Source organism: Affinundibacterium seohonense (assembly GCF_014284305.1).
Classification (GTDB): domain Bacteria; phylum Pseudomonadota; class Gammaproteobacteria; order Burkholderiales; family Burkholderiaceae_D; genus Undibacterium; species Undibacterium seohonense.
The window spans coordinates 19,296-33,127 of record NZ_JACOFW010000010.1 but is presented as its reverse complement, the minus strand read 5'-3'; the positions used below and the strand labels follow the sequence as shown (position 1 = coordinate 33,127).

Genomic DNA, 13,832 nt, shown 5'->3' with positions numbered 1-13,832 from the left:
AGTATTTAACTGACGACGAGATGAAGTCATCATATCTCAGAGCCAGATGCTATCCAGCATCTGGGCAATCGGATAAATGATATTAATGATTAATTGTGACGCGGATGTGACAGTTTCCGCGCTTGCAGTTTACTGACTAGCTCGCTGCCTCTGCTATAGGCAAGAAGAAACGTGGGCGCAAATTATCCAAGCCAGTGGAATTCAGAATCTCGGTCAGACGTTGCGCAGATTTGCTGTTACGACCACCTTTATATTCAGCAATGATCAACTCGTTTTTCATTGAGTGCTCCCAACCGACCAGTTCCGTCACGCGCACCTGATAGCCATGAGATTCTAATTGCAGACAACGCAGGACATTCGTAATTTGGCTGCCAAATTCACGCGTATGTATTGGATGACGCCACATTTCAGAGAGCGGATTGTTTTTGACTGCATCGCCTTTGGTCTTGCGCAACTCCGCCGCGACTTCCGCCTGACAACATGGCACTAAAACCATGAATTTCGCTTTCTTTTTTAAGGCAAAATCAATCGCATCGTCGGTCGCGGTATTGCAGGCATGTAGTGCGGTGACGATGTCAATTTGCTCCGGCAAAGCCGCAGATTTAGTCGATTCAGCGACGGACAAGTTCAAAAACTGCATTCCACCAAACCCAAGTCGCTGCGCCAATTCGGTCGATTTGGCGACCAATTCATCACGCGTCTCGATACCATAAATGCAGGAGGCATTGTCTTTACCCAGAGCCTTAAAAAACAAGTCATACAAGATAAATCCCAAATACGATTTACCCGCACCGTGATCGACCAAACTGACCTGTCCTTTTTGCTCCAAGACTTGCTGCATCAAGGGTTCAATAAATTGGTATAAGTGATAAACCTGCTTGAGCTTACGGCGACTATCCTGATTCATTTTGCCATCACGCGTCAAAATGTGTAATTCTTTCAGCAACTCCAATGATTGCCCCGGACGAATTTCGTGCTTGTCGTTGCTGTCGATGTTTTTTTTCGGGGATGTGGATTTCATGCTGGAACCTTATGCGGCGGAGACTGCGCTGATCTTGCGTAAGCCGCTATTTTACTTGATGCATGTGCCCAAAACAAAAAAGGCGATGAATTCACTTCATCGCCTCGATACATCACCACCAGCAAATTAATTGTCGTTAGCGTTCGATTTTTGCAATTTCACAAACCCAACACTAGCCGCAGCAAACAACAAAAGTATGCCAGCGAGACGGATCACATTCTCTGGATTACCGCCTAGCAGACTACGATAAAACAAAGGCAAGGTAAAAATCTGAATAATCATCGGAATCACAATAAACATATTGAAGATCCCCATATACACGCCAGTACGCTCTTTCGGAATACTGCCTGCCAACATGATGTAAGGATTCCCCATAATACTCGCCCATGCCAGACCAATGCCTAACATAGGCAACCACAGCCATTGTTTGTTCTGAATTTCGGGAATCAATAACATGCCTATACCAGCCAACACCAAGCAAACACTATGCACAATCTTTGGCCCCAGGCGTTTAGCGAATGGTACCAAAGCAAAGGCAGCAATAAAGGCAATGAAATTGTAAAAAGCGCCGAGTTGACCATTCAATAGTCCCGCATCACGAAATCCCTCAGAAGCCGGATCATTGGTGGCGAATATCGTCTTCGCTAGACACAACATAATGTACTGCCAGTAGCAAAACATCGCATACCATTGAAATAACTTCATCCAAGCCAACTGCTTCATGGTCGTCGGCATGTCTTTGATCGCTGAAAAAATCTCACCCAAAGTGTGTTGAAAGCCATGTGGCTGACTGCGAATTACGGCGACTTCCTCTTCCGTCATCGGTAACTCTGGCGTGGTTTTTAGCGTCCACAATACTGAGCCCAAAGAAAACACTGCGCCAATCAAAAAGGCGGCAATCACAATATGCGGAATGTTGCTGGAATTGACGGCATTTTTATTCATACCCGCGAACACCAGTATCGATGGCGTGAGATAAGCCAGTGTTTGCCCCAAACCGGTGAACGCGCTCTGCGTCAAAAATCCTATTGAATGCTGACTCTTATCCAAACGATCACTGACATAAGCACGGTAGGGTTCCATCGTCACATTGTTTGCCGCATCCAAAATCCACAACAAACTCGCCGCCATCCACAGCGTTGGACTAAACGGCATCGCTAACAATCCTAAACTACAAAGAATCGCGCCGATCAAGAAATACGGCGTGCGTCTGCCCCAACGGCTAGTGGTGCGGTCACTCATCGCACCGACAATCGGCTGCACCAGCAAACCCGTCACTGGACCAGCCAGCCACAAGTAAGGCAAGCTTGCTTCATCTGCACCGAGATAACTATAAATCGGGCTCATGCTGCTTTGCTGCAAGCCAAAACTAAATTGGATACCAAAAAATCCAAAATTCATATTCACGATCTGCCAGAAGGACAGATGTGGTTTTTTTATTTGCATTTCTTTGTCTCCAATGATTGTCATTCCGTCGCGCGCTAAATTTAGCTCGCAGAATGCGCCAGAATGTCTTTGTAAAAATCAAGATGCTCAGCAACGGCGCCGCGCACAGTACAAATCGCCGCAGCAAAATGATTTGCCATGGCTAAAGTTTTTTCTATTGGCCAATTACTTTGCCAACCATAGATGAACATCGCAGTAAAAGCATCACCAGCACCTACAGTGTCTACCACCGACACAACAGCTGGCGTTTGTTCAAGGCTATGCAAGCATTCGTCATTCGCATCCAGATAGAAATAGCCTTTCTCACCTAAAGTCACGATCACGGCTTGCATATAAAACTCCGCCATCAGCGCTTCGCATGCTTGTCGTAGACTGACTGGCTCGTGCTCAATTTTCATGTCTGAGACTGCGGGGCAACAATGTTGAATCACGAATTGCAGTTCATCTTCATTCAACTTCACCATATCGCAATAGTTCAGAGAAGAACTGATAGTCTCAACCGTTGCTTGCTCATCTCGCAAATTCAAATCCAAAAACTTACTCGCACCTTCCGTCAAATCTGATTCTAAGATCGTGATCAATGTCTGTTGCGAAACCGCTGTTCTTTGAATTAGAGAACCGTAATAAATCAAATCCGGCGGCGTCTCATTAAAAACCTTGCGCAATACATCTTCAACTAAAGAGGCATCGATATAGTCATAGGCTTGATCTGGCAAAATTTCAAAGCGATGCGAACTATTATTCCCTTGCTCATCCATATGCACGACAACGCGACCAGTTGGATGCTCCTCATCAAGCTGCAAACCATCTAAGAGTAATCCAGTGCGCGCAGCTTCGGCACGGATTAAATCCGCATTAGCATCTTGCCCAAGTCGACTCAACATTAATGGCCGAGCGCCTAACAAGGATAAGCTACGCGCAACATTAAACGGTGCGCCACCGATCACTTTTTTTTGGGGGAATTCGTCAATTAAAGCCTCGCCATAAATTAGCAAGTTGGGCTTTTTGTCTTTTACTGGCTGGTTCATTACCGTTGTCACTTTCATTGGATATGCATAAGTTAATTTGAAATTGGCAAACTAGCGCTTAAGCTGCATAGTCTGCAATCGCAACAGTCTGCCATTATCCCCCAATCACGCGCAACCAACGCTGCGAATACGCAGCCAGATTGATGTGTGATCCCATAACTTCTCCACTCAACACATCCACATATTGGACATCGTTGGATATCGCAAATGGAATTTGTTCAAATACTTCAGCACTTAACAAGGCTTGCGGCAACTCACTAAAGTTCGACAAATAAATGAGATGCTCATCACTACACACATCACCCCGAACAAAACTCAAGACTTGCGCACAATCTGTCGCCAATATTTGACGCGCTGCATTTGCCGCTAAAGCGGGTAATTGTTGTCGCTGCTTGATCAACTCACAAAGTTGTGTAAATACTTGACTCGAATGCCGTGACATTTCCTGCAAATTTGTCTGTGCATCTTGATCGAAATATGGGCGCTGCAACCAGCGACCATCCATGCTGCGAGCAGGATCCGCTAAGTAAGAAGGATCATTGGTCTGCGCAAGTTCATCGCCCATGTAAATCAAAGGAATCCCACCAAAACTCAAGCTCAGGCCATACATCAACAGAACACGGCGGATCGCCAATTGAGCAGAGATAGTATCTTGCCCCTCCGACGAATGTGCGAGGCCGCAGAGCGAGGCAGCCATACCCACAGTGCCATGCACAGCCTCAGGATCACTCGCTTGGAATCGCAAGCCATCGGCATAACTACTACTCTCATCAGAGAAAAAATGGGCGGCATGTTTCAAACGTTGTTTTGCTAACTGTGTGTCGTTATTCAGACCAACCGCCTCGGCGCGTAATACGTTCCACCCGATATCATCATGGCAGCGTACATAATTAAGCCAACTTGTCTGCGCTGGTAAATTTGGTGTCGCGGCAATCACTGCCTCGATTAAATCAACTTTTTGCTCAGCTAATGCAACCCATGACGAAGCCATCAAACTACTGTGGTAAGCGATATGGCACTCTTTAATTCCTTGGGCTTCATTCCCCAGATAAGCGGGTAAGTCAGCGGTTGCAACAATCGCTTCTGCTTTCAGGAGCACGCCTGGCGCTGCAATCTCGATAACATCGCGCAGCGCTTGCAATAAGAGATGCGCTTCGGGTTGATTCATGCAGTTAGTGCCAAGTCGCTTCCACAGAAAAGCGGTCGAATCTAAACGAAAAGCCTCAATCCCCAAATTCGCCATGCGCAACATTGCTAATGCTATCTGTGCAAACACATCGGGATTACTGTAATTCAGATCCCACTGATAAGGGTAAAACGTAGTCCATACCCATTTCTGCAATTCGGGATTGAAGGTAAAGTTACCGGGCGCGGCTTGCGGAAAAATTTGTCCTAGCGTTTGCTCATATTGCTCAGGTAAATCGCGATCGGCAAAGGTGTGGAAATAGGCTTGATAACCGGCATCACCACGCTTCGCAGCGAGTGCCCAAGGATGATCATCTGCAACGTGATTTAGAACGAAATCAGCACAGAGGGAAATCTTTTGTGCACGCAATGCCGAGGTGAGCTCACGCAAGTCATCGATATTTCCCAAATTTTCTTGAATTTCGTCAAAACTAGAAACCGCAAAGCCACCATCGTTTTCACCCTGCCGCGCTTGAAAAAAAGGAAGCAAATGCAGATAGCGCACGCCTAATTTAACCAAATGCGGAATCTGCTTTTTGACTCCTTGCAGGTCTCCAGCGAAACGATCGACATAGGTGCAATAGCCCAGCATATCTTGCTGCAAAAACCAATTCGGGTTTTGTAAACGCTCAGTATCTAGCTCGACTAAATCGGCGCTACGTTGCTGTGCTAATTCACTGATTTCGTCGATCAACTGCGTGATCCACGCGTCGAAGTTTTCGTGTTGTCCATAAACCTGCACCAGCTTTTGACGCAAAGCCGGTGAGAACCGCAGCAAGCGCTGTTGCAACAGTACCGCCTGCGACGCGTTCGACTGGTTTAGGGAAGGTGTAAGACTCATGGCAAAAGACTCAAAGAAAACGCAAAGTTATTGCAAGCAAAGCGAGATGAGCACTTTGCTTGCACTTCAACATAACAACTGAAGAAGAAAATAGTATGAAGTTCGATTAGATCGATTAGGTCAATCAAAAGCTATACGTCAGAGTAGCGCGTACAGATCTGCCATTGACTGATCGAGCTGCGTGACCATCACCTTCCACTTCGGTATAGCCGATCGCGTTGAACAAATTGTTCGCATTCAGAGACGCCTTTAAACGCTCATTGATTTGATAATTAACAAAGGCGTTCACGACCTTAAATCCCGGCATCGTAATCGTGTTGTTATCATCACCCCATGATTTGGACGTACCGATCACACTCGCACCAAGCACCAGATCACCAGCCGTCCATGTTGGCGTCAATTGATAAACCGTACGTGCCTGACGGCGCGGTGTTTTGCCGATTACGGATTTGTCATTGGCATTCACAATTTCAGCATCAGTGAACGTCGCACCACCACTCAAGTTAAATGCGCCCATGCGATAGCTCGCTTCAATTTCAGTGCCCTTCGCATCGTAGCTATTGGCAGTAAATTTCTGTGTGGTTGCTTCGAAATTCGACTCGTCGGTTTTCGCTTGGAAGAATGTGACGAAGCTATTGAATCCACCGGATTTCCATTTAAAGCCAGCCTCAGTCTGCTTCACGATATTTGTGCTGATTGGCACTGAGCCATCGAGCGGATTACCAAACATAATGCGATCTGCATTAAATGCGATGCCCTCACTAGTGCGAGCGAAGAACGCCAAGTTTTTGTCGAAGCTGTAATTCACGCCCGCTGAGTACGATGTGTGATTCACTGAGTAGTCGATCGTCTTAGAATTCTTTTGCTGATAGCTTTGGTTGACCGCTTGATTGTACGTGCCAGAAGCATCTTGACTATCGCGTCGGATGCTAGCGTCCACATTCCAATCGCCGATTTCATATCCTAGTGTTGCATAAGGTGAAGTCGTTTTGTATTGCGCATCAATAGCGCGGTTACAGCAACCACCCCAAACATCCGTACCCTGCGCTAACAAACCCGATGTGCCAGCAATCGTCGCTGCTGAATTTAATAGGGCAGGTTTATCACCACTCGCTTGCAGCAAATAGTGATTAAAATTCCACGTCAATGAAACATTTTGCAAAGAAGTAAACAAGCCGCCAGTGAACGCAAGCTTGCCATCGCCCATTTGGAAGCTATTCGACACACGCAAGTCATTGACTGTACTTCCCAAATCGTCGATCGACGTATTGAAGACCGCAGCTGTCACCGCTGCCCCCGTATATGCTTTACCAGCATTCGGCCCGGTAGCGTAGCTCATGTTCTTTTGCGGATTACCATTATCAGCAGGGAAGATGGAAATGAAACGTCCGCTATTGCTCGACTTACGGAATTTTTCATCCAACTTCCAACCTTGGCCTAAATTCAAAGATGCCTCAGCGCCGAAAGCATTATTCTTTACCTGCAAACCATCATTGATGTTCGTAGCGATACGTTGATTATTTTTGTCGAGGACAATATCTTTGACCCAGTATGGCGAATAAAAACTAGCGGTACGTGGATCGATACCAGGCAATTCTGCGATCACACCATTCGTAGTTTTCACTGGCACTGGCATATTCATCGGTGTTTTATCATCCAGATGTTTGAAGCTCAAACGCACATAACCTTGATCTAATTCATGGGTAATATTCGCACGCAATTGCCCGCCATCTTCTGCGGTCACACCTGCTGGGCGAGAGCTATCACCGACGCGATAATGTCCGCCGATGAAGAAACGGGTTTTCTCAGAGATCGCAGCACCATAGTCGAAGTCATAGCGCGTTTGATTGAAATCTAAACCTTTGGTGAGACCGATGCTTCCACCTTTTTCTTTACCATTACGCGTAATGAAATTGATGATGCCGCCAGGTGCATTTGTCGCCAGAGTCGATGCAGAGCCGCCACGTACAACTTCCAAATGACTCAAGCCACCATCGGCGCGCAAATACATATCAGGCGTGACGAAAGCGATATCGCCAAACTGCAATACTGGCAAGCCATCTTCCTGAAATTGCACATAGCGCGCACCACCAGCCGACACCGGCACACCACGTACGGTCAAGTTTGCGTTTCCCTCCCCCCCGGAAGATTCAGCGCGTACACCTGGAATAGAACGTAAAATTTCTGCGGCGTTGGTTGGTGATGATTGCATGATCTGATCAGACTCGAATGTACTCACGGAAACACTGGCCTTCATTTTGGATTTGCCGATAGGCGTTCCGGTAACCACAACGGTTTCCAGATTCAATCCGTCTTTGTCCTTTACTGGTGCAGCTGTCTGTGCCTGTGCACTTGCCATCGCCATCACTGCCAACGATACGGCAATGGTCATCTGATTCAATTTACTGGTCATTTCTTGTGTTAAAGCACGCATCTTAGTCTCCTTGGTGTTCAATTAAACGCCTTATGCTCAATACATAAAGCGATATTCGTGTCAGTAAGAACTCGTTTGCAAGCACTTTTAATACTTGACCATCCTGCTACGTTAGCACGGGTATGGCATCGTTATTTCAGATCGAGGTGCAATTGAAAGACGATTACAGTTTTTTCTTTACCGATGGTGGCATTATATGTCGCAAAAATAGTTGATGCAATCGATTGCATAAACTATTTATTGTGCGGAGCAGCAAAGGCGTTCAATTGAGCATGGAAAACAACGGCAAGAAAAAAGGATGAGAAAAACGTAGTTTTAATATTTAAAATCATACACATACAGTAGATATCATCATCTTCTGATGATTTCTACTTATGCCAGTATGGTGCTTTGCAACACTAACATGTTGGAAATTGATACCAATCAATGAACTTCAGATAGGATTACTGCAAACGATTGCAAATGAATGCGTAAACTTCAATAAGCTTAACCAAAATAGAGCCAGCTATAGCACAAGGAAAGAGATAAGAAGCTTAAAAAAACTTTTTTAAGATGGGAGTAGGACTATTCTCGATGAACAATCGTCGAAAAACTACAGATTGCCCCACCATCTATCTAGAAAAATCCCAACTTAGATTTACATCGCACTAGATTGGCGAACGACGAGCTCAGTCGACAATAGCACTGGCGGCAGTACTTGACCATCGGCCATCGCTAGAACAGTGGCAACCAATGCCTCACCAGCCGCAACTAAAGGTTGACGTATGGTGCTTAAAGGGGGATGGAAGTATCGCGCCAACTCAATATCGTCGTAACCGACCACGGCGACATCTTGAGGCGTCGTCAAGCCTCGTTCACGGAAGGAATTAATTGCCGTCATCGCTAATAAATCGCTACAGGCAAACAAGGCATCAAAACGCACATCACGTGCCAGCAACTCAGCAACCGCAGCGCGCCCACCCTCTTCCGTAAAAACCGCAGGCAAGACCAAATCTGAATCGAAGGGAATTTGATATTGTTGCAGCGCCTTCTGATAACCTTGAAAACGATCAGCAACCTCAGGCAATTGAGTGTCGCCAAAAAAAGCGATGCGACGACGCTGATTCAGCAAAAGATGTTCGGTCGCTAGAAATCCACCAGCAACATTATCACTACCCACTGTCACATACAGTTGTTGTGGAATTTGCGCACCCCACACGACAATAGGCACACGCCTTACGGCCATTTGATTGAGTTGATCATGGTGCCGCCATTGACCAATCAAAATCACGCCGATCGCCCGCCCAGTATCAAACAATTGTGCTGCGGCATCCAACTCTTCTGCATCGACACGCGTCAATAGCATATCAAAGCCTTTCGCAGTCAAAGCATCGGCAATACTACCTAAGATACTAAGAAAGAAAGGATCGGACAAATGCTGACGGGAAGTGCTATCAAATGGCACCACTACAGCCACCGTACGATTTTGTTTCAAACGCAGATTTTGCGCACCAACATTGATCGAGTAATTTAAGGACCTTGCCAGCTGCTCGATGCGATTTCTCGTTTCTTCGTTGATCAGCGGACTCTTGTTCAATGCACGCGACACGGTCGAAGTCGACACGCCCGCCAATCGCGCAATATCTGCCATTTGCAAACGCTTTTGCTCAGAAGCTGAAACAGTATGGGATGGGGTTGAGGTAATTGAAACCGGCGACTTGCTCATTGACTGAATACTCGAATTAAAGATTCGCCAAAAGTATCACAGAATTGGGCTCAAACGCGAAGAAAAACAAGCGCAACACTACATGACGACGGCAATCATCGGAAACAAAGACGCTACAATAAAAAATAGGCGAAAAAAAAAGACCCAACCTAAGCTGAGTCTTTTTTGTTTTGGTAGGCCGTGCGGGATTCGAACCTGCGACCAACGGATTAAAAGTCCGCTGCTCTACCAGCTGAGCTAACGACCCAAAACTTGCTGCGATTTACCGATATATTTCTAAATTTACTACACGAAATATCCGGTAAATGAAAAGGACTTAGATTTTCACCTAAGTCCTTTACTGTATTCGTGGTAGGCCGTGCGGGATTCGAACCTGCGACCAACGGATTAAAAGTCCGCTGCTCTACCAGCTGAGCTAACGACCCGAAAGAACGAGATTATAGGTCGATTCTTACATCCTGTCAATTACGAGACCGGATTATTTTGTTGACGGCAGGCGACTCTTGGCTGCTTGCGCTGCCTCTGTGCCTGGGAATTTGCTGATTACCGCCTGCAATGTCTTACGACTTTCCTTTTTATCTTTCAACTCTAACTGACAAGCTGCGATGTTTAACATGGCATCCGGCTCCTTCGGATTGCCTGGATAAGTCTTTAGCAGTTTTTCTAGCGCTACGATCGTGCTTTTACAATCGCGCTGCGCATAATGTGAGTTGCCCAACCAATATTGCGCCTGACTGGCAAAAATCGACTCTGGATAATTTAAAGTAAAGCCAGTAAATGCGGAAGCCGCATTGGCATACTGGCCAGCTTTGTACAAACTCATCGCGGCATCGAAACTACGCTGCTCACTTTGCTCAATAGTGACCTCACGCCCTTCGACCGTTAACTTCTTCGGCTCTAAGGCTCGAATACGCTTATCTAAATCAACATAAAAATCTTGTTGACGCTTTTGCAAATTAGCCAAATCGTTCAATAGCACTTCAATTTGTCCACGCAGCGTCGAAATCTCAGCCTTTAATTGCTCGTTTTGGTTATTCAATTCCAAGGCGCTGGTTTTATCGGCTTTATCATCAAGCCTAGCCTCCAGCTTGGCCGTCAGTGCCGTAATCTTTGTGCGCAAATCTAAAATTGCTTTACGCGCTTCTTCATCATCAAATAAACCTGCGGAAGCAATCGCTGGCGTTAACATGCAGACAAATACCAGCGCTTTTATTTTTCTATTTAAACAGGAAACGTTCATTTTTCAACCTCAATCGAAATACCATCAACTACGTTAACACAATAAAAAACGGACTTTGCAGTATGACACTGCAAAGTCCGTTTTTACTTACCTCAATACAAAAATAATTCTAAAAATTATTTCTATATAAATTATTGGTAAACGATGTCAGAACGACGATTTTCTGCCCATGACGCTTCATCGCTACCAGTTGCTTTTGGCTTTTCTTCACCTAAAGAAACTGCTTCAACTTGTGCTTCTGCTACGCCTAACAATGCCAATGCTTTACGCACTGCTTCTGCACGTTTTTGACCCAAAGCGATATTATATTCACGGCCACCGCGCTCATCAGTATTACCTTGAACTAAGATTTTACGGCCTTTGTTTGCAACCAAGTATTTCGCATGGGCTTCAACTGTAGCCTGGAATTCCGCTTTTACGACATAGCTATCATAATCGAAATAGATGCTACGTTTAGCCAATGCACCAACTGTCAATGGATCCACTTCAACAGCGGCAACAGGCTTTACTTCACGCGTGTCTGCTGGCTTCACTGGCTCTGGTTTAGTTTCGACAATTTTGACTGGCTCTGCTGGCGGAACTGGTGTGCTGCAAGCGCTGATTAACGCGATACTTGCCAATAAGACGGCAACGGTTTTAGATGCTGATGTAAAACGCATGAAACTCTCCTGTTAGAAATTTAAAGGCTAAAACAATACAAAACGCGAAATTGTACCCTAAAAAAGGTAAATTTCCACTATTTCATGAAAGGACCCCAAGTTGGCTCACGTATTTCACCGGCTTGTATGGTTAACTTTTGCTTAACCTTAGCGTCAGTAGAAACCATACCTAAAGTACCACGACGCCCCGTCTGTGTCGCATACAGAACATAACGTCCGTTCGGCGCAAAGCTTGGCGACTCGTCGCGATTGGTGTCAGATAATTTTAACTCTTGATTACTGTTCGCTAAATCCATGGCATAAACGAAATCACCGCCATCACGACGGGAAATAAACACCAAGGTATTTCCGTCTGGTGAAACACGAGGTGAAATGTTGTAGCTACCTTTAAAAGTCATCCGCTTCACATCACTACCATCGGCATTCATACGATAAATTTGAGGATTGCCACCGCGATCACTGACGAAATAAATATAACGACCATCGGGCGAATAACGTCCCTCAGTGTCAATCCCATTCGAATTGCTCAAGCGCTGTGCGTCAGAGCCGTCGGCATTGATTGAATAAATTTGCGCAATCGCGCCCTTTGATAAAGTCACTAATAACTTGCTGCCATCGGGTGACCATGACGGCGAAGAATTATTACCTTTAAAATTCGCCACAGTGCTGCGCTGACCGGTCATTAAGTTCTGAATATAAACGATAGGTTTCTTTAATTCCATAGAAACGTAAGCGACTCTAATGCCATCCGGTGACCAGATAGGTGAAATAATCGGCTCCTTTGAAGTCAGCGCAACTTGTACACCTTCTCCATCCGCATCTGAAATTTCCAAACGATATTGATTGCCCGCTTTAGTAACATAAGCGATGCGAGTTGAAAACACGCCTGGAATACCAGTGAGTTTCTCGTAAATATCATCCGCTATTTTATGCGCGGTCAAACGCATTTTTGGGGTCGGTGTATCCATAGAAAAGCCGGATAACATTTCACCCTTCAGGACGTCATATAATTTATAACGCACATCAAAACGCCCCTCGCCTTTTTTTTGTACGCTACCAACTACCATGGCTGTGGCGCCGCGCGTTTTCCAGTTTTCAAAATCAACTGTCGCGCTTTCTGCAATCGCTACACCGACTTCGATCAAGCGAAAATAACCGCTACGGTTCAAATCATCACGAATAATGCTTGTCACCAGTTGAGGAGACAATTCTTCATTCGCGAAAGCAGCGACGGCGATCGGGATTTGGTTTGAACCGACACCCGAAATCTCAACCCGCATCTGCGCCTGCGCCAGACTGCATACCAGACTCGCCACGCCTATCATCAAGGCTTTAATTATCGAAAACTTTTTCATCAAACTTTAATCTTTCATTTTGTGAACTAAATTAAGACTCGCAGGTACTTCACCAGACTTATCACGTGGAAATGGCTGTGATTTCTCAATCGCTTTGGCCACTGCGTCATCAAACGCCAAGATCCCTGAGGATTTGGTCTTCTTAATCGGTCCCCGTAAAGAACCGTCAGGAAATAACTGAATCACGAACTCCACCGTGGGATTGCTCGAGGAATTATCACTCACCACATAAATCGTATTGGCTTTGATTTTAGCGGCAACTTTTGCATTGTAACTAGGATCACCACGATTATTACCGGTCGATTTTAATGCATCTCCTAGCCCGCCTGAACCTGATTTCACCACTTGTCCATTTAGACGGCGCATATTTTCTTCAAAGATTTTATCTTGCGCGGCCTTTTCCTTTGCTAGGCGTTTTTTCTCTTCCGCCTCTTTTTTCTTTGCCAGTTCGAGTTCTGCTTTTTTTTGCTCCGCCTTTTTCAACTCTTCTTGCTTGTCTTTTTCAAGTTGTTTACGTTTTTTCTCTTGTGCGATAGCGATTTCAGGATCTTCCTTTTCTATCGGTTTCTCTATCTCTTTTGGGGGTTCTTCAATTGGTTTAATCTCTTCTTTTGGCAATTCCTGTATCACAGGCAGCGGCGCTGCTTCTCTGGTGGTCATGTCCCAGACCTCAGCTTCGACCGCGACCGTTTCACTGCTTTGCCACTGCACCCCAATCACTAGAAAAGCTAGTAACAGCAAATGCACTAAGCCCGCCAGGCTGAGCGACTGCCACTGCAAGCCGTCCGAGCTTCTCGAGTTCACTGTTCCGTTATAGGTAAATTCATTCATTGATTTTTGACTACAGATCTAGCCACTAATATCCACTCACTTCGTGCGCGTGATTATAAACGGACTTTGTTAAACAAGGACCTTATA

General features: G+C 45.6%; 11 protein-coding genes and 2 tRNA genes. 1 reads left to right on the top strand and 12 read right to left on the bottom strand.

From position 1 onward, the window contains the following. Window positions 1–136: 136 nt before the first annotated feature. Complete coding sequence (locus H8K52_RS10530; RefSeq protein ID WP_186922861.1) at window positions 137–1,021, bottom strand: class I SAM-dependent methyltransferase; 885 nt, start codon at window positions 1,019–1,021, stop codon at window positions 137–139. Here H8K52_RS10530 and H8K52_RS21600 point away from each other — a divergent pair. Then, on the top strand, window positions 1,020–1,151 hold the full coding sequence (locus tag H8K52_RS21600; protein ID WP_281387950.1) for a hypothetical protein: 132 nt from the start codon (window positions 1,020–1,022) through the stop codon (window positions 1,149–1,151). The genes H8K52_RS10530 and H8K52_RS21600 overlap by 2 nt on opposite strands. Here H8K52_RS21600 and H8K52_RS10525 read toward each other — a convergent pair. The 11 genes from H8K52_RS10525 to tolA all read right to left on the bottom strand — a co-directional run bounded on the left by H8K52_RS10525 (window position 1,148) and on the right by tolA (window position 13,745). Continuing rightward, window positions 1,148–2,467, bottom strand: a complete 1,320-nt coding sequence (locus H8K52_RS10525; RefSeq protein ID WP_186922860.1) for an MFS transporter — start codon at window positions 2,465–2,467, stop codon at window positions 1,148–1,150. The genes H8K52_RS21600 and H8K52_RS10525 overlap by 4 nt on opposite strands. Window positions 2,468–2,508: 41 nt before the next feature. Next, window positions 2,509–3,495: a PfkB family carbohydrate kinase gene (locus tag H8K52_RS10520; protein ID WP_186922859.1), complete on the bottom strand. Its 987-nt coding sequence runs from the start codon at window positions 3,493–3,495 to the stop codon at window positions 2,509–2,511. 94 nt (window positions 3,496–3,589) lie between these two features. Then, window positions 3,590–5,521: an alpha-amylase family protein gene (locus H8K52_RS10515; RefSeq protein ID WP_186922858.1), complete on the bottom strand. Its 1,932-nt coding sequence runs from the start codon at window positions 5,519–5,521 to the stop codon at window positions 3,590–3,592. A 124-nt stretch (window positions 5,522–5,645) separates the two neighbouring features. Continuing rightward, a complete protein-coding gene (locus H8K52_RS10510) occupies window positions 5,646–7,955 on the bottom strand; it encodes a TonB-dependent siderophore receptor (RefSeq protein ID WP_186922857.1) in 2,310 nt (769 codons plus the stop codon). Between the two features lie 637 nt (window positions 7,956–8,592). Then, complete coding sequence (locus H8K52_RS10505) at window positions 8,593–9,660, bottom strand: LacI family DNA-binding transcriptional regulator (RefSeq protein ID WP_246464439.1); 1,068 nt, start codon at window positions 9,658–9,660, stop codon at window positions 8,593–8,595. Window positions 9,661–9,831: 171 nt separating this feature from the next. Next, window positions 9,832–9,907 (bottom strand) — tRNA-Lys (locus tag H8K52_RS10500). Between the two features lie 102 nt (window positions 9,908–10,009). Further along, a tRNA-Lys gene (locus H8K52_RS10495) sits at window positions 10,010–10,085 on the bottom strand. 53 nt (window positions 10,086–10,138) lie between these two features. Continuing rightward, window positions 10,139–10,900, bottom strand: coding sequence for a tol-pal system protein YbgF (gene ybgF / locus H8K52_RS10490; protein WP_186922856.1), 762 nt, complete (start codon window positions 10,898–10,900; stop codon window positions 10,139–10,141). Between the two features lie 131 nt (window positions 10,901–11,031). Continuing rightward, complete coding sequence (gene pal / locus H8K52_RS10485; RefSeq protein WP_186922855.1) at window positions 11,032–11,559, bottom strand: peptidoglycan-associated lipoprotein Pal; 528 nt, start codon at window positions 11,557–11,559, stop codon at window positions 11,032–11,034. Between the two features lie 77 nt (window positions 11,560–11,636). Next, a complete protein-coding gene (tolB, locus tag H8K52_RS10480; RefSeq protein ID WP_186922854.1) occupies window positions 11,637–12,914 on the bottom strand; it encodes a Tol-Pal system beta propeller repeat protein TolB in 1,278 nt (425 codons plus the stop codon). Between the two features lie 6 nt (window positions 12,915–12,920). Next, entirely contained in the window at window positions 12,921–13,745 is an 825-nt protein-coding gene (tolA, locus tag H8K52_RS10475) for a cell envelope integrity protein TolA (RefSeq protein WP_186922853.1), read from the bottom strand. Window positions 13,746–13,832 lie beyond the last annotated feature (87 nt).

Bases quoted from the DNA above. Each gene is read 5' to 3' on its own strand.
- H8K52_RS10515 (WP_186922858.1), bottom strand. From the start codon at position 5,521: ATGAGTCTTACACCTTCCCTAAACCAGTCGAACGCGTCGCAGGCGGTA.
- H8K52_RS10520 (WP_186922859.1), bottom strand. From the start codon at position 3,495: ATGAACCAGCCAGTAAAAGACAAAAAGCCCAACTTGCTAATTTATGGC.
- ybgF (WP_186922856.1), bottom strand. From the start codon at position 10,900: ATGAACGTTTCCTGTTTAAATAGAAAAATAAAAGCGCTGGTATTTGTC.
- tolB (WP_186922854.1), bottom strand. From the start codon at position 12,914: ATGAAAAAGTTTTCGATAATTAAAGCCTTGATGATAGGCGTGGCGAGT.
- tolA (WP_186922853.1), bottom strand. From the start codon at position 13,745: ATGAATGAATTTACCTATAACGGAACAGTGAACTCGAGAAGCTCGGAC.
- H8K52_RS10530 (WP_186922861.1), bottom strand. From the start codon at position 1,021: ATGAAATCCACATCCCCGAAAAAAAACATCGACAGCAACGACAAGCAC.
- H8K52_RS10510 (WP_186922857.1), bottom strand. From the start codon at position 7,955: ATGCGTGCTTTAACACAAGAAATGACCAGTAAATTGAATCAGATGACC.
- H8K52_RS10525 (WP_186922860.1), bottom strand. From the start codon at position 2,467: ATGCAAATAAAAAAACCACATCTGTCCTTCTGGCAGATCGTGAATATG.
- H8K52_RS10505 (WP_246464439.1), bottom strand. From the start codon at position 9,660: ATGAGCAAGTCGCCGGTTTCAATTACCTCAACCCCATCCCATACTGTT.
- pal (WP_186922855.1), bottom strand. From the start codon at position 11,559: ATGCGTTTTACATCAGCATCTAAAACCGTTGCCGTCTTATTGGCAAGT.
- H8K52_RS21600 (WP_281387950.1), top strand. From the start codon at position 1,020: ATGCTGGAACCTTATGCGGCGGAGACTGCGCTGATCTTGCGTAAGCCG.